General features: G+C 60.6%; 16 protein-coding genes. 5 read left to right on the forward strand and 11 right to left on the reverse strand.

The features are described 5' to 3' along the window. Window positions 1–15: 15 nt before the first annotated feature. The 11 genes from rsmH to arcA (AAAX59_RS01335) all read right to left on the reverse strand — a co-directional run bounded on the left by rsmH (window position 16) and on the right by arcA (AAAX59_RS01335) (window position 14,295). Window positions 16–981 (reverse strand): 16S rRNA (cytosine(1402)-N(4))-methyltransferase RsmH, encoded by a 966-nt coding sequence (rsmH, locus tag AAAX59_RS01285; protein WP_349070141.1) that lies wholly within the window; start codon window positions 979–981, stop codon window positions 16–18. A gap of 20 nt (window positions 982–1,001) precedes the next feature. Further along, the gene (locus AAAX59_RS01290; RefSeq protein ID WP_035137949.1) at window positions 1,002–1,436 is read right to left on the reverse strand and encodes a division/cell wall cluster transcriptional repressor MraZ; all 435 of its coding nucleotides are present in this window, start codon (window positions 1,434–1,436) and stop codon (window positions 1,002–1,004) included. A 462-nt stretch (window positions 1,437–1,898) separates the two neighbouring features. Next, the gene (gene xerD / locus AAAX59_RS01295; protein WP_349070142.1) at window positions 1,899–2,840 is read right to left on the reverse strand and encodes a site-specific tyrosine recombinase XerD; all 942 of its coding nucleotides are present in this window, start codon (window positions 2,838–2,840) and stop codon (window positions 1,899–1,901) included. 2 nt (window positions 2,841–2,842) lie between these two features. Continuing rightward, window positions 2,843–4,504: a CTP synthase gene (locus AAAX59_RS01300; RefSeq protein ID WP_035137945.1), complete on the reverse strand. Its 1,662-nt coding sequence runs from the start codon at window positions 4,502–4,504 to the stop codon at window positions 2,843–2,845. 193 nt (window positions 4,505–4,697) lie between these two features. Beyond that, on the reverse strand, window positions 4,698–5,021 hold the full coding sequence (locus tag AAAX59_RS01305; RefSeq protein ID WP_349070144.1) for a hypothetical protein: 324 nt from the start codon (window positions 5,019–5,021) through the stop codon (window positions 4,698–4,700). Between the two features lie 248 nt (window positions 5,022–5,269). Further along, a complete protein-coding gene (locus tag AAAX59_RS01310) occupies window positions 5,270–6,751 on the reverse strand; it encodes a DUF1846 domain-containing protein (RefSeq protein WP_349070146.1) in 1,482 nt (493 codons plus the stop codon). A 485-nt stretch (window positions 6,752–7,236) separates the two neighbouring features. Beyond that, a complete protein-coding gene (locus tag AAAX59_RS01315; protein ID WP_148332921.1) occupies window positions 7,237–8,715 on the reverse strand; it encodes a YfcC family protein in 1,479 nt (492 codons plus the stop codon). 147 nt (window positions 8,716–8,862) lie between these two features. Next, window positions 8,863–9,858 (reverse strand): ornithine carbamoyltransferase, encoded by a 996-nt coding sequence (argF, locus tag AAAX59_RS01320; protein ID WP_349070148.1) that lies wholly within the window; start codon window positions 9,856–9,858, stop codon window positions 8,863–8,865. A gap of 105 nt (window positions 9,859–9,963) precedes the next feature. Beyond that, window positions 9,964–11,205 carry an arginine deiminase gene (gene arcA / locus AAAX59_RS01325; RefSeq protein WP_006234281.1) on the reverse strand — a complete coding sequence of 414 codons (1,242 nt, stop codon included), beginning with the start codon at window positions 11,203–11,205 and terminating at the stop codon, window positions 9,964–9,966. 574 nt (window positions 11,206–11,779) lie between these two features. Beyond that, window positions 11,780–12,904: an aminotransferase gene (locus AAAX59_RS01330; protein ID WP_349070150.1), complete on the reverse strand. Its 1,125-nt coding sequence runs from the start codon at window positions 12,902–12,904 to the stop codon at window positions 11,780–11,782. Window positions 12,905–13,053: 149 nt separating this feature from the next. Then, entirely contained in the window at window positions 13,054–14,295 is a 1,242-nt protein-coding gene (arcA, locus tag AAAX59_RS01335; RefSeq protein ID WP_006234281.1) for an arginine deiminase, read from the reverse strand. Window positions 14,296–14,853: 558 nt separating this feature from the next. Here arcA (AAAX59_RS01335) and ppk1 point away from each other — a divergent pair. From ppk1 to AAAX59_RS01360, 5 genes are all read left to right on the forward strand, one after another. After that, window positions 14,854–17,349 (forward strand): polyphosphate kinase 1, encoded by a 2,496-nt coding sequence (gene ppk1 / locus AAAX59_RS01340; protein ID WP_349070152.1) that lies wholly within the window; start codon window positions 14,854–14,856, stop codon window positions 17,347–17,349. 85 nt (window positions 17,350–17,434) lie between these two features. After that, a complete protein-coding gene (gene rlmD / locus AAAX59_RS01345) occupies window positions 17,435–18,763 on the forward strand; it encodes a 23S rRNA (uracil(1939)-C(5))-methyltransferase RlmD (RefSeq protein ID WP_349070155.1) in 1,329 nt (442 codons plus the stop codon). 105 nt (window positions 18,764–18,868) lie between these two features. Next, window positions 18,869–19,411: a DJ-1 family glyoxalase III gene (locus AAAX59_RS01350; protein ID WP_055287259.1), complete on the forward strand. Its 543-nt coding sequence runs from the start codon at window positions 18,869–18,871 to the stop codon at window positions 19,409–19,411. Beyond that, a complete protein-coding gene (locus AAAX59_RS01355; RefSeq protein ID WP_055309802.1) occupies window positions 19,408–19,989 on the forward strand; it encodes a Maf family protein in 582 nt (193 codons plus the stop codon). The genes AAAX59_RS01350 and AAAX59_RS01355 overlap by 4 nt, the downstream gene beginning before the upstream one ends. A gap of 101 nt (window positions 19,990–20,090) precedes the next feature. Continuing rightward, window positions 20,091–21,092 carry a P1 family peptidase gene (locus AAAX59_RS01360; protein WP_349070157.1) on the forward strand — a complete coding sequence of 334 codons (1,002 nt, stop codon included), beginning with the start codon at window positions 20,091–20,093 and terminating at the stop codon, window positions 21,090–21,092. Window positions 21,093–21,346: the final 254 nt, after the last annotated feature.

Consider the following 21,346-nt stretch of genomic DNA (forward strand, 5'->3'; position numbering starts at 1 on the left):
ATCGCGCGGTCGCGTCTACAGACGCTGCGCCACGCGGATCTTGGCTGATCTCGCCCGAGGGTTGCGCGCAACCTCATCGGGTTGGGCAACCAGGGGTTTGCGGGTGATGACCTTGAGTATCGGCACGTTGCCGCACACGCACACCGGAATCTCCGGCGGACACGTGCACCCCTGGCTCATCTCCTTAAAGTGGTTCTTTACGATACGGTCCTCGAGCGAGTGATACGAGATGACGCAGATGCGTCCGCCCGGGTTGAGCCACCTTGTGGCGGCGTCAAGCCCTCGCTCGAGCACATCGAGTTCGTGATTGACCTCGATGCGAATGGCCTGGAAACTTTTCTTGGCCGGGTGTCCGCCATGCCGACGAGTGGCAGCGGGGATACCAGCCTTGATGATCTCGACAAACTGACCGGTGGTTTCGATCGGCTCATGCTCGCGGCGGCGCACGATCTCACGCGCGATCTGCGAGGCGAACTTCTCTTCGCCATAGACGCGTAGAATCCGGGCGAGGTCGTGTTCGTTATAGGTGTTGATGACCTCAGCTGCGTTTAAGGTGTTGTTACCCGGATCCATCCGCATGTCCAATGGGGCGTCCTCGTTGTACGAAAAGCCCCTGCCAGGGATATCGAGTTGCGGCGACGAAACGCCCAAGTCGAACAGGAAGCCATCGACCCCGGGCACCTCGGCCGAGCAAAGCAGCTCGTCCAAGTCGCCGAAGTTGCCCTTCAGCAGCTGGTGCGGTACGCCGGGAACCTCGCGGTCCAGACGGGCGCCAGCGGCCTCGAGGGCCATGTCGTCCTGATCGACGCCGAGCAAAAGGCCGGTCTCCCCCACCTGCGCGGCCATCTTTACCGAATGGCCGGCACCGCCAAGGGTGCAGTCGCAGACGACGGAACCGCTCTTTAGCTGCAGCGACTCAAGCACTTCGCCGAGCATGACAGGTTCATGCCGATATTCTTGTGTCAAGATCCCACGCTCCATCCGTTACTCGTGCCTTGCCCTTACGAGAAGAAGAGGTCCAGCAGGGCCTCGTCATCATCGTCCTCATCGGCCGTAGCGCGGTCCCAAACCTCAAGGTGGTCGTAGTTGCCCACAACCGTGACCTCGCGGTCGAGGTTCGCCTGCTTGCGGAGAGACTCAGAAAGACCGATACGACCCGCGCTGTCCACATCCATCGACGTGGTGCGCTTGTTGATCGCCCTCATGAGCTTCTGGTCGTTGATGTCACGCGGGTTAAAACCCTCGTGGCCCTCACGACCCGCGAAGAGTCCTTCGACCCACTTATCGAAGGCCTCGGCAGAGAACACGTACAGAGCATCGACATCCAGGGCTTTAAACACGCGAACGTGCTCTCCAAGCTCCTCACGAAGGGGTGCAGGCAGGGATAGACGACCTTTTGCATCGAGATTGCGCTCGTATGCACCCGTCATTCCCATGTGCGCCCTCCCCTCGGTTACTCAGATGGCACGTACGCGGGGAACCACCCCGCCTGTCGACGTCATCAATAATATGGGGAACCGCCCCATTTTTCAACACCTTTCCCCACCCCTTCCCCCACCTCACCCCACCACTCCACCCCCAATATGTTGTAAAACACCCCCGAGCATATGTTCGAAAACACAATATGTTGTGTTTGCAGCAAAGGCGGGATGCCACCTGTAGAACCACGCCCGCGAACCTCAACCTTCAAGTTGACCTTGAGGCGATTTTTACGTCCCTTTACACACCGTTCACATCGCCCCCAAACTCCCCCACCCACGGTACACACGGCCCACCAACGCGTCGGTGTCTGGCGAAAAATGGGACGGGCCCCAGATTGCCCATGTGCGCAAAAGTGCGTCTCGGCAATCTGGGGCCCGTCCCCTTTAACATTTATAAATATGCAGGTCAGCGAGGTGCTAGCGATGTGCCAACGGATGCGCCGCCAGATAGACCTCGGTCAGTTGCGTGCGGTCGACATGCGTGTAGACCTGCGTGGTCGAAATATCGGCATGGCCCAAAATCTCCTGCAGCACACGCAGGTCGGCACCGCCCGCGAGCATGTGGGTGGCAAAGGAGTGGCGCAGGGTGTGGGGATGGAGCCCAACCAGCCCCACCTGGCGCCCATACCGCTCGCATATCGCATGCACGGCCTGGCGCGACAGGCGACGTCCGTTCTTATTTAAAAAGACCGCCGAGGTCTCCGTCCCGTGAGCATGGGCGGCCAGGAGCGTGCGCCCGTCACCTATATAGTGTGCCAAGGCACGAGCCGCGCTTCCCACCAACGGGGCCAGACGCTCCTTGGAGCCCTTACCGCGCACCAGGACAAACCCGTCATCGATATGGATATCGCCCACATCGAGCCCAACCAGCTCACTCACGCGCAAGCCGCAACCGTAAAGCACTTCCAAGATGGCGTGATCGCGCAGTCCCATCTCGCCCTCGGGAAAGTCTTGATCGAGCAGTGCCGAGACGTCCTCCACCGAAAGGTATTCCGGCAGGCGATCTGCCTTTTTGGGCAGGCGCAACGCCGCCGTCGGGTTTTGGGCCACGGCCCCATCGCACACCAAAAAGGCATGCAGGCCCTTCACGGCAGCAAGCGCGCGCTCCACCGAGGCGTCGGAATAGCCTCCGTCGCGGCGATCGGCAACAAAGCCCTCCACGACCTGACGGGTCACCTCTTCAAAAGACGCAACGTCAGCCCGCTCCAGATAGGCGCAGTACGTCGTCAGGTCACGACGGTAGGCCGCAATCGTATTGCGTGCCAAACCCCGCTCGACCGCAAGGTAATCGAGATACTCCCCCGCCGCCACAGCGAGCGACGAGGGAGTAGCTTCGGTATGTTCTTGGTTCGCCGGCACCCTTAGTCCGTAGCGAGGTTCTTGGGCGTCACCTGCAAGCGATCGACGCCCTCATGCTGGCCGATCGAGGCGCGCACGAACTCGCGGAACAGCGGCTGCGGGTTGGTCGGGCGGCTCTTGAACTCGGGATGAGCCTGGGTTGCCACATACCACGGATGCACGTCGCGCGGCAGCTCGACCATCTCGACCAGGCGCTCGTCGGGCGAAAGACCCGAGATAACCAGACCAGCGCCCTCGAGCTGGTCACGGAAGGCGTTGTTGAACTCAAAGCGGTGACGGTGACGCTCGTAGACGAGCTCCTCGCCATATGCCTCGCGCGCGAGGGTATCGGCGGCAAGCTTGCACGGATAGGCACCCAGACGCATGGTGCCCCCCTTCTCGGTCACGTCCTCCTGCGAGCTCATCAGGTCGATGACACTATACGGGCCATCCGGATCGAACTCGGAAGAGCTGGCGCCGGCAAGGCCGACCACGTTACGGGCGAACTCGCACACGGCAACCTGCATACCCAGGCAAATGCCCAGATACGGAATCTTGTGCTCGCGGGCGAACTCGGCCGCGAGGATCTTGCCCTCCAGGGCGCGCTTGCCAAAGCCGCCAGGGACCAAGATGCCCGAGGCATCACCCAGGACCTCGGAGACATTCTGCTCGTCGAGGCTCTCGCCATCGACCAGCTGCACGTCAACGTGGCGATCGTAGAACACACCCGCGTGGTGCAGGGCCTCGATAACCGACAGGTAGGCATCGGGCAGCTGCGTATACTTGCCCACGACGGCGATCTTCACCTTGTCGGCGTGCTGGTTGGCATGGTTCTGCTTGCGCAGGAACTCGTTCCACTGACTCATGTCGCGCTCACGCGGGTCAAGACCCAGACGCTCGCAAATGCGCAGGTCAAAGTCCTGCTCGGCGAGCAGCTGCGGAACATCGTAGATGCTCGCGCAGTCCTCGTTGGTAAAGACACAGTCGGTGTCGACGTCGCAGAAGCTTGCAATCTTGCCGCGGATGGCATCGTCGATATGGTGGTCGGAGCGCAGAACGATAATATCGGGCTGGATACCAAAGCTGCGGAGCTCCTTAACGGAGTGCTGCGTCGGCTTGGTCTTGACCTCGTGGGCGGCGGCGATATAGGGGACGAGCGACACGTGGATGTAGCAGACGTTCTCGGGGCCGGCCTCCTTGCGATACTGGCGAATGGCCTCGACAAACGGCTGCGACTCGATGTCGCCGATGGTGCCGCCCAACTCAGTGATGACCACGTCGGAGCCGGTCTGCTCCTCAATACGACGGAACTTATCCTTAATGGCGTTCGTGACGTGCGGAATCACCTGCACGGTGCCGCCCAAAAAGTCACCGCGACGTTCACGGGCGATCAGGCTCTTATAGATGGCACCAGTCGTAAAGTTGGAATCGCGGGTCAGGTTCTCGTCAATAAAGCGCTCGTAGTGACCCAGGTCCAGATCGGACTCGTAGCCGTCCTCGGTCACAAAGACCTCACCATGCTGGAACGGGCTCATGGTACCGGGGTCGACGTTCAGATACGGGTCGGCCTTTTGCATCGTTACCTTGTAGCCGCGCGACTTGAGTAGACGGCCCAGCGAGGCCGCGGTAATACCCTTGCCCAGAGACGAAACCACGCCGCCGGTCACGAACACATGCTTGGTCATATTGAGTTACCTGCGCTTCCCGTAGAAGTTGTCCATACACATCTTACGGGTCTTCATTGTAATACTCGCGACGCGCGCCGCACGCAATTTTTCTTACGCGCAATCGCATTTCTCCATCTCGAAACAAAACGCCGTCCGGTTGCCCAGGCGGCGTCGTTTCGACTATGAATGCGCCTTGTTATCGATCGGCGAATTAGTCCTTGATCAAGTCCTGCACGAGCATACCGGCACGGATGCCCTCTAGATACCACTCGCCACGCTCCGTGAGACAAATACCATTTGCGAGCTGGCCGCCGTCGTCGCTGTAGCGCGAGACGACCTCGATGATGTCTTCGGATTCCAGACGTTCAATTGCCGCGCGGGCGCGATACGGAGACACCCCCACACGCTCGGCAAGCGTCTTGCGCGAAAAGCCATAAAATCCGCCGTTGTCTTCGGACTGCTGTGCGATCTCCATCAGCACCTGCACCTCGACACGCTTCATATCGTTGACACTCGCACGACCCTTGCCAGCCATGGCAGCCTCCTCAAACCGAGCACGGACATCACTTGCACCGTGCGCGACCGGCACACCCCATGATGGCCGGCAACATCCATCATGCGGCATCCCCGCAAAAGGATGAAACAATTAGGGTTATTGTATACCGCCCAAATCACTTATAGGCAGGTAAACGGGCTAATTTTAGGTTAAACGGTAGCTTTGTTGATAAAGGGGCGCACCGAATGTATACCCGATGCGCCCCTTTCAGACCAATTTATCCAGGCTTAGCGGTGGAAGAAACCACGGCGCTCGAACTTGGGCTCGCAGCACACGTTGACGCCCAGCTTGCGCAGCACCGTCTCGTCCGTCGGCGAGATGATCACGCTAAAGAAGGCATCGCAGCCACGCAGCTGCTCCAGGCCCGAAAGGACGCGGGCCGCCGTCTCGCTCGTTGCCGAGGTGATCGAGAGCGCCATAAGCGTCTCGTCGGTGTGCAGGCGCGGGTTCTTGCTACCCAGGAAATGCGTCTTGAGCTTGCTGATAGGCTCGATCGCCTCATCGCTAATGACCTCGAGCTCAAGGTCAACGCCCGAGACATGCTTAAGTGCATTCATGATGAGCGAGCTCGCGGCGCCCAGGCGCGTGGAAGTCTTGCCGGTCACCACGGAGCCATCGGGCATGACCATGGCGCCTACGGGGCCACCCGTCAGCTGCTCCCTGGTAAGGGCGGCCGAGCGTGCCGGCGAGTAATTCTTGTCGATACCGGCCTTCTTCATAATGATCTTGAGACGGTCGACTTGCTCATCGCCCACGCCGGTACGGCGCACATTTTCGACCGCGGTAAAGTAGCGGCGGACGATCTCCATCTTGGAAGCGTCGCGGCAGGCATCGTCATCGGTAATGGCAAAACCGACCATATTGACGCCCATGTCCGTGGGGCTCTGGTAGGGGCTCTTGCCCAGGATCTTTTCCATCAGGGCACGGACTACCGGGAAGGCCTCGACGTCGCGGTTGTAGTTGACCGTGGTCTTGTTGTAGGCCTCAAGGTGGAACGAATCGATGATATTGGCGTCGTCGAGGTCAGCCGTGGCGGCCTCGTAGGCAATATTGACCGGATGCGTCAGAGGAAGATTCCAGACAGGGAAGGTCTCGAACTTGGCATAGCCGGCGGCCGTGCCATGCTTGTGCTCGTGATAGAGCTGAGACAGGCAGGTGGCAAGCTTGCCCGAGCCAGGACCGGGGGCAGTGACCACGACGAGCGGTCGGGTGGTCTCGACAAACTCGTTCTTGCCGTAGCCATCGTCGGACACGATCAGATCGACATCGTGCGGATACCCCTCGATGGGATAGTGCAGCTTGGCGGGAATACCGAGCGCGTTCAGACGGTTGCGGAACACATCGGCAGCGGGCTGGCCGGCGTACTGGGTGATGACCACAGCCGCGACAGCAAAGCCGTTGCCGCGAAACAGGTCAACCAGGCGCAGCACATCCTCGTCATAGGTAATGCCGAGGTCACCACGAGCCTTGTTTTTCTCGATGTGGTTCGCGTTGATCGCGATGATAACCTCGACATCGTCGGCGATGCTCTTGAGCATGCGGAACTTGCTGTCCGGTTCAAAACCCGGCAGCACGCGGCTCGCATGATAGTCATCGAACAGCTTACCGCCAAACTCCAAATAGAGCTTGCCACCAAACTGCGAGATGCGCTCCTTAATGTGAGCAGCCTGCAGCTCGATATACTTCGCGTTGTCGAAACCCTGGCGCATATATGGCTCCCGTCCCGTTTCCATTTAATGTTCTAGGCGATTATAACGGAGCCCGCCCTCCCCGATACCCAGACCATCAACAGGCACCAACCAAACATCCGTCAAACCTCTTGTCGGACATATTTGGTGCAAACTAACCTGACCCCATTGCACCGCCCCATAACACCAACAATGGCAGCGCCGCAGGTGGAGCAAAAGTCAGCGAAAGCCCGCCAGAGCGAGCAAGGTGACGTGAAAGAGGAGGGCATAGGCCTTTTGGCCATGCCCGACGATTGAACGTCAGATTGCCGCTCTGGCGGGCTTGCAGCGTCGAGTGGTTCCGGCGTTTGGTAAAACGCCGGAACACAAGAGCGCCCCCTCCCGCGCACGGAACGGAAGGGGGCTAAAGGTAGGAGTCTACCGGTGGGTTTACCCCACCGGACAGACGATGACCAGGTGATCCTCTACAGGATCGTCAAGGTTTCCGTGGGGTACCCGTTGGGTACTTAGATCAACACGCAGGCGACGGTCAGGATGATGGCGCAGACGACGGAGAGAGCAACGATGAGCTTAAGGGCAAACTTGAGCCAGGTCGTCCACTCGATCTTGGCCAGGGCGAGACCGCCCATGATGGCGCCGGAGGTCGGGGTGAACAGGTTCACGACACCGATGGCGGCGGAGAAGATCATGACCATGACCTCAGGCGAGAAGCCGAGCTTAACAGCCAGCGGTCCCATGATGGGCATGGAGACGGTGGCCATACCGGAGGTCGAGGGGATCAGGAAGGACAGGCCGAAGTAGACCAGGAAGCTCATGGGAGCGAAGATCACGCCGGACAGGCCAGCCAGGGCATTGGCGGCAGCGTCGAGGACGAAGACATCGAGGCCGGTGTTAGCCATGAGGACGGAGATACCACGGGCGAGGGCGATGACGAGAACAACGGACATCATGTCGGCAGCGCCGGTGATGAAGGTGTTAACGATCTGCTTCTCGGACAGGCCACCGATGATACCGATCAGGACGGCCATGAGGAAGAACCAGGTGGAAGCCTCGTCGAAGTACCACTGGCCAATGGGCAGGCCGGTGATCAGGGCAGACCAGCCCTGGACGACGGCGTTACCGTCGGCGTCGTAGACAGCGCCAGCGTCGAAGAAGTTGGCGACGCCCTCGTTGAGGTCGGCCAGCGGAATGAAGCCGACGATCATGACGACGAAGGTGAAGGCGAAGGCGATCAGAACACCCTTCTGACGACCGGTGAGCTTGACCTCCTTGTGGACCTCGGAAGCAGCCTTGCCGTGAGCCTCTTCGGCGTCCTTGAGCTCCTGCATCGACAGGATGGTGGAACCCTTGTCAGCCTTGACCTTCTTGGCGTAGCTCATCACGAAGAAGATGGACATAGCGGTAGTGACAATCCACAGGACGGCACCGAGGCCGATGATGATGGACTGGTTGACCTCAATGCCAACGCCGGTCAGAGCGTCGACGGCAGCGCCGACGGCGAACGGGTTAACCGTGGAGCCCAGGCAGCCGCAGCCAGCGCCGAGCAGGACGGTAGCGGCACCGACCATGGGGTCGAAGCCAGCGGCCATCATGGTAGCGGCGAGCAGGGCGTAGAAGGGAACGGTCTCCTCGCACATACCATAGGTGGTACCACCGAGGGAGAAGATGAGCATCAGCACGGGAATGAGCATAATCTCGTTGCCCTTAAGCTTCTGCACCAGAACGGCGATGCCGTTGTCCAGAGCGCCGGTCTCGGTCATCATGCCGAGGAAGCCGCCCAGGATCATAACGAAGAGGCAGACGGGCAGAGCGTCAGCGAAGCCCTTAATCGGGGCGGTGCAGAAATCGCTCAGACGGGCGGCAGTAACCGCGCCGCCGGACGTGCCGGAGACGATAACGGTAATCACTGCAACAATTGCCAGCAGAGCAAGAAGAATGGTGAACGATGAAGGCATACCGCGCTTTTTCTTAGCGGTCTCAGTCATAGTTCTCATCCCCCCTTCATAAATCATTTACTGATCTCGCCAGAAGCGGCTCTTCCGTGCCGTGCCTGCCGCTTGATGCGAGATTATTACCAGATAAAACCGCTCGGGGTGTGCAGCAATACACCCCGAGCGAGATGCTAGATGCTCTTACTTGAGCGTGGCGTACATGACAGCCTTAATGGTGTGCATGCGGTTCTCGGCCTCGTCGAAGACCTTGGAAGCGGGGCTCTCGAAGACCTCGTCGGTGACCTCCTGCTCGGTGATGCCGAACTGCTCGCACTTCTCGGCGCCAATGGTGGTGTTGGTGTCGTGGAAGCTGGGCAGGCAGTGCAGGAAGATGGCACCCGGGTTGGCCATAGCCATGACCTCGGAGGTAACACGATACGGGGTGAGCTGAGCGATGCGCTCGGCCCAGACCTCGTCGGGCTCGCCCATGGAGACCCACACGTCGGTGTAGATAACGTCGGCACCGGTGACGCCGTCCTTGACGTCGGTGGTCAGCTTGATGGTGCAGCCGTTAGCCTCGGCGATGGGCTTGCAGGCCTCGATGACGTCGTCAGCGGGCATGCACTCCTCGGGGCCGCAGGCCACGAAGTTCATGCCGAGCTTGGAGCAGACAACCATGAGGGAGCGAGCGACGTTGTTCTTGCAGTCGCCCATGAAGACGAGGGTCTTGCCCTTGATGTCGTAGTTGAAGTTCTCCTGGACGGTCAGGATGTCGGCGAGCATCTGGGTGGGATGCCACTCAGTGGTCAGGCCGTTCCACACGGGCACGCCGGACTTAGCAGCGAGCTCCTCGACGTCATCCTGGGCAAAGCCACGGAACTCGATGCCGTCATACATGCGGCCGAGAACGCGGGCGGTGTCCTCGATGGACTCCTTCTTGCCCATCTGCGACGAACCCGGATCGAGGTAGGTGACGCCCATGCCCAGATCCATGCCGCCGACCTCGAAGGCGCAGCGGGTACGAGTAGAGGTCTTCTGGAAGAGCAGAACGATGCTCTTGCCCTCGAGATAGCGGTGCGGAACGCCAGCGCGCTTCATATCCTTGAAGTTCTTGGAGAGCTTGAGCAGGTACTCGATCTCCTCGGTGGTGAGGTCGAGAAGCTTGAGGAAGCTACGGCCGGAGAGGTTAACACCCATGGTTTGATTCCTTTCGAAGAAATGAATTACGTAAGTATTAGTGGTGCCCGTTTAACGGGCGAAGCCGGTGCGGTTGTAGGGGGACCGCACCGGAAACGGAAAGACTTAGAGGTCCTCGCGCCAGAAGGGCATGCTCATGCAGCGCGGGCCGCCGCGGCCGCGGGAGAGCTCGGCGGAGGGCACGACGAGAAGGTCCAGGCCCTCCTTGTACAGCACGTCGTTGGTGACGGTGTTGCGGGCGTAGACGCAGATCTTGCCGGGCTCGACGCACAGGGTGTTGGAGCCGTCGTTCCACTGCTCGCGGGAGGCCGCGATCGGGTCGCCGCCGCCGCAGGGGATCAGCTTGACCTGGTCGACGCCGGTGGCGTCCTCCAGGACGTGCTCGAGGGTGTCCTCGATCAGGCGGATGTTCACGTCGCCCGGGTTCTTGCCGGCGGTCAGCTCGTAGACGCGCAGGGTGCCCATGATGGCGGGGTGGATCGTGAACTTATCGACGTCGATCTGGGTGAAGACCGTGTCGAGGTGCATGAAGGCGCGCGAGACCGGGATGTCGAAGGCCAGGATGCGCTCGACCTTGGAGTCGGAGTTCCAGAAGATGTTCTGGGCCATGACGTCGATCGCGGCGGCCTGGGTGCGCTGGGAGATGCCGACGGCGAGGGTCTTCTCGTTGATGTTCAGCACGTCGCCGCCCTCGGTGTGGAACTGGCAGTCGCGGCGGAAGTACAGCGAGACGTCCTTGTAGTCGGGGTGGTACTTGAAGACGTACTTGCCGTACAGGGTCTCGCGGTTGCGGGTGACCGAGTACATGCGGTTGAGGTTGACGCCCTCGCCGACGACCGCGAACGGGTCGCGGGTGAAGTAGAGGTTGGGCATCGGGTCGATGATCAGGTCGGACTCGGACTCGGAGTTGACCAGGGAGTCGAGGGTCGTGGACGCCGTGAGGGGCATGTCGATCTCGGACTTGGTCATGCCGGCCATGGTCTTCTTGACGAACTCGAGGTTGTCCTCGATGGAGTCCAGCTTCTCGCGGACGATCTGCGGCATGTGCTGGCCGCGGATGCCGGCCTCGGCGATGTACTGGTCGGTGAACTCGGCGCGGGCGCCGGGGACCTGGTCGAACACCTCGGCGACGAGGTTCTCGAGATAGAGGACCTCCACGCCCTGGTCCCTCAGGATCTGGGCGAAGGTGTCGTGCTCCTGCTGCGCGACCTCCAGGAACGGGACGTCGTCGAACAGGAGTCGCTCGAGCTCGTCGGGCGGCAGGTTGAGGAGCTCGTCGCCGGGACGGTGCAGGCAGACCTTCCTGAGCTTGCCGATCTCGGAAGGCACGTGCAGACCTTTCGTCATGGCCTCCTACCTTTCTTTCGGGCCCTTGTCAGGGCCGATTCGTTAGCGCCCCTCCGTGTGAGGCGTTATTGCTGACAACATATTTATATCCAAAATCAGCTCATACTTCCACCTTGCCCCCGAACGGTTTTTTATAGGGGGGTGAACGGCATACACATATACTTCACGCATGGCACACTTCATCTTAATAAAGCGTATTTACGTGCTTAAACGCGTTTTAATCCTAAAATCAAATGGAACTAAACTTTGTTAAACCATCCTCAAATTGCATATTTCCAATAAAGCTATGAATAGAATTAGCGGTTCACACCGCGTCTCAACCATTTTCATTTTTATTCAGAAAAAAGTTTGTCCTATTCATTTCTGATAAATAAATTACCGTTTACCAGACGCTTGATACCGTTCACCGGAAACTCAGTATAAGGCCCAGCGGATACCGCCTCGCTTTACGGCCCCATTTGTAACAACTTGACTTCTCGGTATAGAAAAATGGACCCGCTTCCCCTAGGGAAACGGGTCCATTTTCGATTATCTTCGGCCAATTTAGATAAGGCCCTCGAAGACCATCGGAATCCTAGCGATCAAACTCCGCCAGCGCCTCGTCCAAAAGCCTCAGGCCCTCACGCAGAACGTCCTCGCTCGCGCAGTAGCCCAGGCGTGCGCCACAGGGAAGCTCAAAGCGGCTGCCGGGTACCAGCAGCACTCCCCTCTCGGACAGCAGGCGCTTACAGAACTCCTCGTCGTCCTCGGGAATATCAAGCTGGATAAACGAGGTAGACACGCCCTGTGGGGCCGTCCAGGAAACGCGATGCTGTGTATCGATCCAAGCCTGCGCGATATCGCGGTTGTCAAACACGATCTTGCGATTGCGCTCGAGGATCTTATCCTTGTGTTCAAGCACATAGGTCGCCAGGGCGTCGTTGAACACACCGCCGCAGATCATGGTGTAATCGCGATAGGTGCGGATGCGGTTGGATATCTCTTCGTCTGCCACGACCCAGCCCACGCGGGCCGCAGGCGTCGAATAGGTCTTCGACAACGAGTTGGTGACAATGGCCCTCTCGTACACGTCGACCATCGACATAAAGGACTCAGTGTTTTCAAGCGGCAGGTACACCTCGTCGCACAGCACATAGGCGCCCACCGAGCGGGCGATCTCGGCAATCTGACCGAGCATACCGGCATCGAGCACCGTACCGATGGGGTTCGATGCGTTGTTTATGCAGATAAGCTTGGTGTTGGGGCGCACCAAGCTCTTGAGTTCCTCGATATCGGGCTTCCAGCCGAGTTCCTCGCGAAGCTCCCAATACTCGACCTCGGCGCCCAGCGTGCGCGGAATCTCGTAGAGCGGCGCGTAGGTGGGCCACTCGGCGATAACGTGGTCGCCGGGCTCGACCACAGCCATGATGGCGTTGAGGTTAGCGCCCGTGCAGCCATTGGTCTGCAGAATGTGATCGGGTTTGACCTCCCGACGATACAGCTTGGCAACCTCGGCCTTAAACTCCGGCGAGCCCTCGATCCAGCCGTAGTTCATCTTCTCGCGGTCCAGGCGCTCGTAGAACGTGGCGCCGTCCTGCTCATCGAGCGCGCGCAGCTCGCCCATGGTGAGCGACGAGATCGTCGACTGGGCGATGTCCCACGTGGCGCTCTTCTCCCAAACGTTGAGCCATTCCTCAACGCCAATCGTCTTGATGCCCATGGCCAAGCTCCTTACAAAAGCAGTCATCCAACCGTGTTGACGTTCCTCATACAAGATTGGGGCGGTGCGAAAACCCGCACCGCCCCAATGGAAGACATCTAATGGCAGCTAGATGTATGTATTATGACCTGTACGGGTCCTTGAAGACCTTAGAGGTCCTCGCGCCAGAAGGGCATGCTCATGCAGCGCGGGCCGCCGCGGCCGCGGGAGAGCTCGGCGGAGGGCACGACGAGAAGGTCCAGGCCCTCCTTGTACAGCACGTCGTTGGTGACGGTGTTGCGGGCGTAGACGCAGATCTTGCCGGGCTCGACGCACAGGGTGTTGGAGCCGTCGTTCCACTGCTCGCGGGAGGCCGCGATCGGGTCGCCGCCGCCGCAGGGGATCAGCTTGACCTGGTCGACGCCGGTGGCGTCCTCCAGGACGTGCTCGAGGGTGTCCTCGATCAGGCGGATGTTCACGTCGCCCGGGTTCTTGCCGGCGGTCAGCTCGTAGACGCGCAGGGTGCCCATGATGGCGGGGTGGATCGTGAACTTATCGACGTCGATCTGGGTGAAGACCGTGTCGAGGTGCATGAAGGCGCGCGAGACCGGGATGTCGAAGGCCAGGATGCGCTCGACCTTGGAGTCGGAGTTCCAGAAGATGTTCTGGGCCATGACGTCGATCGCGGCGGCCTGGGTGCGCTGGGAGATGCCGACGGCGAGGGTCTTCTCGTTGATGTTCAGCACGTCGCCGCCCTCGGTGTGGAACTGGCAGTCGCGGCGGAAGTACAGCGAGACGTCCTTGTAGTCGGGGTGGTACTTGAAGACGTACTTGCCGTACAGGGTCTCGCGGTTGCGGGTGACCGAGTACATGCGGTTGAGGTTGACGCCCTCGCCGACGACCGCGAACGGGTCGCGGGTGAAGTAGAGGTTGGGCATCGGGTCGATGATCAGGTCGGACTCGGACTCGGAGTTGACCAGGGAGTCGAGGGTCGTGGACGCCGTGAGGGGCATGTCGATCTCGGACTTGGTCATGCCGGCCATGGTCTTCTTGACGAACTCGAGGTTGTCCTCGATGGAGTCCAGCTTCTCGCGGACGATCTGCGGCATGTGCTGGCCGCGGATGCCGGCCTCGGCGATGTACTGGTCGGTGAACTCGGCGCGGGCGCCGGGGACCTGGTCGAACACCTCGGCGACGAGGTTCTCGAGATAGAGGACCTCCACGCCCTGGTCCCTCAGGATCTGGGCGAAGGTGTCGTGCTCCTGCTGCGCGACCTCCAGGAACGGGACGTCGTCGAACAGGAGTCGCTCGAGCTCGTCGGGCGGCAGGTTGAGGAGCTCGTCGCCGGGACGGTGCAGGCAGACCTTCCTGAGCTTGCCGATCTCGGAAGGCACGTGCAGACCTTTCGTCATGGCCTCCTACCTTTCTTTCGGGCCTTACTGGCCGAATGTATCAGCGCCCCTCCGTATGGGACGCTGCTTGCTGACAGCTCTAGTTATATCCAAAAACCACCTGCAATTCCACCTCGCCCCCGAACGGTCAGCAAAGTGCGATGAACGGTATATCGCATATGATTCCCCCATGATGCACTTCGGTTCTCTAAAGCAGGTTTTCAAAGGTAAATGTTCTTTTTTCTAAGGAATTAAGCTAGATTGCACAAATATTTTCATGCTTAGGAATTGCATAGCTAAAACGGTTTTCTGCATATATATGTCGTTTGTCCATGATTCAATTTGGATTCGATTATATTCAGCTCGCAATCATTCTTATTCATACATCCTCACCAGTTGAGTATGGATATAGATTGTTTTCAAAACGAGTCGGGCAGTTAGTTGCATGCCTTGACGGCGTAAGAAGTAGGTAAAGATACCGTTCGCACAATACGTCCGTGCCACAAGTCGACTAAATTGAGACAATAGTGAATAGGGTTAGGCTACCGTCCCCTGCGGGGACTGAACGGACAGATGCATATGCCGAGCAAAATCGAAAAAAAGCAAGCCGCCGCAAAGCTGCGCAAACCGCCGCGCGACTTCTCGTACACGCAGAACCGAGAGCTCAGCTGGCTGCGCTTTGACAACCGTGTGCTCGACGAGGCTTTTGATGAGTCCGTGCCGCTGTTCGAGCGCCTTAAGTTCGTCTCGATCTTCGAGTCAAACCTCGACGAGTTTCTCATGGTGCGTGTGGGCGGCCTGTCCGATCTGGCAGAGCTCAAAAAACAGCCTGTCGACAACAAGAGCAATATGACCGCCTCCGAACAGGTCGATGCTGTCATGGCCGAAATGCCCGGGCTCCTTACCCGTTGGGAGTCCATCTTTAAGAACATCGAGGGCAAGCTCGACACCCTGGGCGTTCACCGCGCGCGTGTCGATTCGCTTACGCCCGAGGAGCGCACCTTTGTAACCCGCTACTTCCAGGCCTACGTGTCGCCGGTCATCTCACCGCTGGTGATCGACCCGCGCCACCCCTTCCCCAACCTGCGCAACGGCGCGCTCTACCTGGCGTGCGGCCTGGACGGCGTCACCGACGAGGAAAGTCTGCTGGGCCTGATCGAGATTCCCGCCTCGATGAACCGCGTGGTCGAGATCCCCTCGCCCACCGGCACCTACTCCTACATCTTGCTCGAGGACGTCATCCTCGCCTGCCTGGACAGCTGCTTTGGCTCCTATAAGCCGCTCGACCGCGCGCTCATCCGCGTCACCCGCAACGCCGACATCGACCCGGACGGCGAGGGCGTCGAGGAGGAAGAGGATTACCGCCAGCACATGAAGCGCATCCTCAAGAAGCGCCTGCGCCTGCAGCCGGTGGTGCTCGCCGTATCGGGCTCGCTCGAAAAGCCAACGCTCAAGACTATCCGCAAGGCGCTCGAGCTCTCGCGTCGTTCGGTCTTTACCTGCGATATCCCGCTCAACCTGGGCTATGTCTTTGGCATTGAGGGCAAGATTCCCGAGCACCTGCGCAACGAGCTGCTCTTTACGCCATTTAAGCCGCAGCCCAACCCCACCATCGATATGTCCCGTTCCATCCGCGAGCAGGTGCTTCGGCACGACAAACTGCTCTTTTATCCCTATGAGGCCATGAACCCCTTCCTGGATCTGGTACACGAGGCCGCCTACGACCCCGAGTGCATCTCGCTGCGCATCACGCTCTACCGCGTGGCCAAGCAGAGCCGCCTGTGCGAGTCGCTGATCGATGCCGCCGAGAACGGCAAAGAGGTCACGGTGCTCATGGAGCTCCGCGCCCGCTTCGACGAGCAGAACAACATCGAGTGGGCCGAGCGTCTGGAAGAGGCAGGCTGCACCGTCATCTACGGCTCCGAAGGCTTTAAGTGCCACTCCAAGATCTGCCAGCTCACCTATCGCGAGGGCATGGCGCTTACACGCCTGACGCTGTTGGGCACCGGCAACTTTAACGAGAAGACGGCCAAGCTCTACAGCGACTTTATGCTCATGACCGCCCATCCCGGCATCGGCGAGGACGCCAACTTGTTCTTCCGCAACCTGTCGCTGGGCAACCTGCGCGGCGATTACCGCTTCCTGGGCGTGGCGCCGGTCGGCCTGAAGCCACTCATTATGCGCGGCCTGGATCGCGAGATCCAGCGTGCCCTCGCTGGCGAGCCCGCCCGTGTGTTCTTTAAGCTCAACTCGCTCACCGACCGCGAGGTCATCGACAAGATCGCTGAGGCATCGTGCGCAGGAGTCCGCGTAGACATGATCATCCGCGGCATCTCGTGCCTCAAGCCGGGCGTTCCGGGCAAGACCGAGAACGTGCATGTCCGTTCTATCGTCGGACGCTTTTTGGAGCATGCGCGCGTTTACGCCTTTGGCGTGGACTCGGACATGATCTATCTGAGCTCGGCCGACATGATGACGCGCAACACCGAGCACCGCGTGGAGATCGCCTTCCCCGTGCTCGACCCCACCTGCCGCGCCCTGGTGCACGAATACATGGGCATGCAGCTGCGCGACAACGTAAAGGCACGCAGCCTCACGAGCGACGGCACCTGGGTCCCCGTGGAGCGCAAAGAGGACGAGAAGCCCTTCAACTCGCAGGAAGCTCTGCTGGAGCGTGCCTATCGCAACGCCGAGTCCGCCGGGCAGCAGCGCGCACAGGAGAAGGAACGCGTGGCCGAAGAAGCTATTCAGGCCGAGGTTGAACATGGGGCAGTTGCCAAACCGGAAACGGTTGCCGCTCCCCCGGTGAATGAACCCGTGGCTGCCGCAGAGCCCGCCGTGGAGAAAGCGCCCGAGGTTCAGAAGGTCCAGGCGACCGTCATTGAGCCCGAGCCTGCACCTGCACCTCAGCCCGAGCCGCAGGTCACCAAACCCGCACCCGAGACGAGTGCCCGCCGCGAGAAGCCCGCTGGCAAGACCAAGGCCATCGAGCGCCATCGCCCCGGTCGCGTGCGCATGGGACTGGGTCTGATCGGCCTGGGTCTTAAGACGCTCATTACCGGCAAGACGAAATAGACGTTTGTAGAAGCGCCCCGCATTTGAGGAAAGTCTCGGATGCGGGGCGCTTTTCCCTGCTACCATGGTGCGGACAACAACGCGAATGACAGGCAGGGATATGAAGCTCACTATAGAATCGATGACCTACGGCGCCGATGGGCTGGCGCACGCCGACAACGGCAAGGCCGTCTTTGTGCAGGGCGCCGTGGCAGGCGACACCGTCGAGGCCGAGGTCGTGCAGGACGGCAAGTCATTCATGCGTGCCCGCACCACCGAGATTCTGGAGCCAAGCCCCGATCGCATTCAGCCTCCCTGCCCCTTCGTGGGCATCTGCGGCGGCTGCTCGTGGGGCAATCTCTCACGCACGGCACAGCTCGCCGCCAAGGAGCAAAACCTGCGCTCCACGCTCAAACGCATTGGCAAGTTCGCTCCTGAGCAGGTCGATGAGCTGGTGCAGCCCATCCGCCACACCAAGGACGACTGGGGCTACCGCAATAAAATCGAGCTCGAACCGACCGTCGTCAACGGTCGCGTGCGCCTTGGCATGCACGGTGTCGACCCCAGCAAGATCGTGACCGTCGATGCGTGCCCGCTGTTCGATAAGCGTTTTCCCAAGGCGCTCAAATCGGTCGTCGGCGCACTCAACTATCTAAGCGGCAGCCATGATTTGGGCCTCGAGCGCGTGGGCATTCGCGCCTCGCGCCGCACTAAGGCGCTCGAAGTCGCACTCTGGACGCCCACGGGTTCCTTCCCGCGCTCGCAAGTCTCGCGCGTGCTGGCAGACGCCGCGCACCCCACAAGCGTGGTGCGCGTGATGAGCAAGGGCGAGAAGAAGGCCCGCCGCGTCTCTAAGGTAGAGATGCTCGCCGGCGAGGGCTCGTGGACCGAGAACATCGCCGAAGGCCAGATGCGCCTGTCCGCTCCGTCGTTCTTCCAAGTCAACACCAAGGGTGCCGAGATTTTGATCGAGCTCGTTATGGACGCCCTCGACCCGCAGGAAGACGAGCTGGCCGTGGACCTGTACTGCGGTGCCGGCACCTTTACCCTGCCGCTCGCCCGCCGCTGCGACTTTGTCGCTGCCGTCGAGGCCTACGGTCCGGCCGTGCGCGACCTGCGTCGCAACCTGGAGATCAACAAGCTCGACAACGTCGACGTCATCGGCGGCGATGCCGTGCGCGAGTTCCCCGACCAGGACGCCGATGTCCTGGTGGTCGATCCGCCACGCGCGGGCCTGGCGCCCGAGGCCATCGACCTCATCGCCAGCACGAGTGCCCGCGATGTCGCCTACGTGAGCTGCGACCCGGCCACCCTGGCGCGCGATCTCAAACGCTTTGTCGAAGAAGGCACCTTCTCCCCCGTAAAGATCACGCCAGTCGACCTGTTCCCACAAACCTTCCACTGCGAGACCGTCGTCCACCTTAGGCGCAACTAGCCGCTTAATCATTGCTCAGAAAATCATTGGGAAATCGAGCGTGGCAAGCGGAGGTCTTCGGGGTATAAGACGGCTAATTGTATGCCGCCTATGAAAGGAACCCTCATGCCCAGCGTTGCCGTTCTCGCCGCCGATGGCTTTGAAACTATTGAATGCTTGACCATGGTCGATGTCATGCGTCGCGGCGGCGTGCGTGCCACGCTCGTCTCGATCATGCCCACGCGCGAGGTCGTAAGCTCGCTGCAGATCCCCGTGACCTGCGATGCGCTCTTTGATGAGATCAACTTTGACGAGTACGACTGCGTCGTGCTGCCCGGCGGCCTGCCCGGTGCCACCAACCTGCGCGCAGATCAGCGCGTCTGCGACGTGGTCTGCGAGTTCGCCGCAACCAAGCACGTCGCCGCCATCTGCGCCGCCCCGTTTATCCTGGGCGAGCTCGACCTGCTCGAGGGGCGCCATGCCACGTGCTTCCCTGGCTTTGAGAAAAGCTTCCCCGAAGGCGCCTATACCGGCGAGAAGGTCACGCAAGACGGCAACATCATCACTGCCAGCGGCATGGCACAGTCCCTCCCCTTTGCATTGGAGCTGCTGCGCACGCTCGCCGGCGACAAGGCCGTCGAGAAGGTCGCCGAGGGCATCCAACTATGATTTTGGCTTCGCAATCGCCGCGCCGCATAGAGCTGATGCGCGAGGCAGGCTACAACATTCGCGTGATTCCCGCGGATATCGACGAAACGCCCTTTGATGGCGAGGCCCCGCTCACGCTTGTCGAGCGCTTGGCACGCGCCAAGGCGGCTGCCGTTGCTGCCGAGTATGCCGAGCCCAATGAGCTGACGGTCGCGGCCGACACCATCGTCACCTTTGACGGCAAGATTCTGGGCAAGCCGGCAACCGAGGACGAGGCGCGCACTATGCTCCGTGAGCTTTCGGGCCGCACGCACCAGGTCGCAACCGGCGTCTGCATCGTTAAGGCAGGCGATACGGCCGCCCCGCATGCCGCCGAAAGCCTGTCCTTTGTCGATGTGACCGACGTGACGTTCTACGAGCTCACCGACGAGCAGATCGAGCACTACGTCGCCTCGGGTGAGCCCATGGACAAGGCCGGCGCCTACGGCATTCAGGGCACAGGAGGACGCATGCTCGTGCACGATATTTCGGGCGACTTCTATAACGTGGTGGGCCTACCCATCGCCCGCGTCGCGCGCGCGATTCAAAAACTCTCGTAATTGCATCTGGCGCTGGGTATCCCCCGGCGCCTACAATTTTGGCGTACCGTATGGATCCCGACCGGGCACAAGGCGCGGCGGAAAACCGATAGGAGTTAAACATGGATACACTGCTCGAGGCCATTGACGTCTGCGATGTCGATGGCTTTTGCTATGGCAACTATACGGACGAGGAGGCCGGCACCGGTTGCACCGTAATCGTGGCACCCGAGGGCGCCACCGGCGGTGTTGACGTTCGCGGCGGTGCTCCCGCTTCGCGCGAAACCGACCTGCTGCGACCTGAGAACACCGTCGACAAGGTCCACGCCGTCTGCCTTTCGGGCGGATCGGCCTTTGGCCTCGAGGCTGCAAGCGGCGTCGCTCGCGAGCTTGAGAGCCGCGGCATCGGCCTTCCCGTCGGCCCCACGCAGGTGCCTATCGTGTGCTCCAGCTGCATCTTCGACCTTGCCTTTGGCGACCCCACCGTGCGCCCCGACATTGAGGCCGGCATCGCCGCCGTGTGCGAAGCACTCGACCACACCCCCACCAAGCTCGAACAGGGCAACGTAGGCGCCGGCACGGGCGCCACCGTGGGTAAGCTCATGGGGCCCGCCACCTGCATGAAGGCCGGCCTTGGAGCTGCCGCCGTGGCACTCGGCCCCATCAAGGTGGGCGCCGTGGTCTCGGTCAACGCCTGCGGCAACGTTGTCGACCCCTTCACCGGCGAGTGGGTCGCCGGTATGCGCGCCGCGGCCGATAGCGACCAGATCGTCGACATGGAACTCGCAGCCTTTGCCGCCGCCGGATCCATGCAGATGCCGCTCGACCGCACCAACACCACCATCAGCTGCATCGTCACCAACGTGGAACTCACTAAGGCACAAGCCACCAAGGTCTCCCAGATGGCCGCAGACGCCTACGCACACGCCATCCGTCCCACGCACACCACCAACGACGGCGACACCATCTACACCCTCGCCAGCGGCAAACTGGGCGCCCAGGCAAGCGCCGCCGTTCCCCTAGACCTGCTGGGCATGCTCGCCGTAAGGGCCTTGGAAACCGCCATCGTAAACGGAGCCAAAACCGCCAAAACCTCCCACGGCATCCCCGGCGCCGCGAAGTAGCCTAACCTGACCGGTTGCCCGGTGGGGCTTGGTTATGTTTGCTGCTCTACAGTCCTGGCTCGCACGAAGAGCACATTAAGTGCTCTTCGGCTCGTGCGGAACTCGCGACAAACATAACCAAGCCCCACCGGGCAACCTACCAACCAGATTCTTTTCAGCCCAGGCCCCTGTGTACCGCGCGTCGAAGATCTTCAAATTCAGGCAGCCTGACAATCGATTCTTATAGCAGAGGCCCCTTGGCCTTTAGTTTGATA

Origin of the sequence: Collinsella sp. CLA-ER-H2 (assembly GCF_040092405.1) — a bacterium.
GTDB lineage: Bacteria > Actinomycetota > Coriobacteriia > Coriobacteriales > Coriobacteriaceae > Collinsella.

Bases quoted from the DNA above. Each gene is read 5' to 3' on its own strand.
- arcA (WP_006234281.1), bottom strand. From the start codon at position 14,295: ATGACGAAAGGTCTGCACGTGCCTTCCGAGATCGGCAAGCTCAGGAAG.
- AAAX59_RS01305 (WP_349070144.1), bottom strand. From the start codon at position 5,021: ATGGCTGGCAAGGGTCGTGCGAGTGTCAACGATATGAAGCGTGTCGAG.
- AAAX59_RS01300 (WP_035137945.1), bottom strand. From the start codon at position 4,504: ATGACCAAGCATGTGTTCGTGACCGGCGGCGTGGTTTCGTCTCTGGGC.
- AAAX59_RS01310 (WP_349070146.1), bottom strand. From the start codon at position 6,751: ATGCGCCAGGGTTTCGACAACGCGAAGTATATCGAGCTGCAGGCTGCT.
- rlmD (WP_349070155.1), top strand. From the start codon at position 17,435: ATGACAGGCAGGGATATGAAGCTCACTATAGAATCGATGACCTACGGC.
- argF (WP_349070148.1), bottom strand. From the start codon at position 9,858: ATGGGTGTTAACCTCTCCGGCCGTAGCTTCCTCAAGCTTCTCGACCTC.
- AAAX59_RS01350 (WP_055287259.1), top strand. From the start codon at position 18,869: ATGCCCAGCGTTGCCGTTCTCGCCGCCGATGGCTTTGAAACTATTGAA.
- AAAX59_RS01355 (WP_055309802.1), top strand. From the start codon at position 19,408: ATGATTTTGGCTTCGCAATCGCCGCGCCGCATAGAGCTGATGCGCGAG.
- AAAX59_RS01330 (WP_349070150.1), bottom strand. From the start codon at position 12,904: ATGGGCATCAAGACGATTGGCGTTGAGGAATGGCTCAACGTTTGGGAG.
- AAAX59_RS01290 (WP_035137949.1), bottom strand. From the start codon at position 1,436: ATGGGAATGACGGGTGCATACGAGCGCAATCTCGATGCAAAAGGTCGT.
- arcA (WP_006234281.1), bottom strand. From the start codon at position 11,205: ATGACGAAAGGTCTGCACGTGCCTTCCGAGATCGGCAAGCTCAGGAAG.
- AAAX59_RS01315 (WP_148332921.1), bottom strand. From the start codon at position 8,715: ATGACTGAGACCGCTAAGAAAAAGCGCGGTATGCCTTCATCGTTCACC.
- AAAX59_RS01360 (WP_349070157.1), top strand. From the start codon at position 20,091: ATGGATACACTGCTCGAGGCCATTGACGTCTGCGATGTCGATGGCTTT.
- ppk1 (WP_349070152.1), top strand. From the start codon at position 14,854: ATGCCGAGCAAAATCGAAAAAAAGCAAGCCGCCGCAAAGCTGCGCAAA.
- rsmH (WP_349070141.1), bottom strand. From the start codon at position 981: ATGGAGCGTGGGATCTTGACACAAGAATATCGGCATGAACCTGTCATG.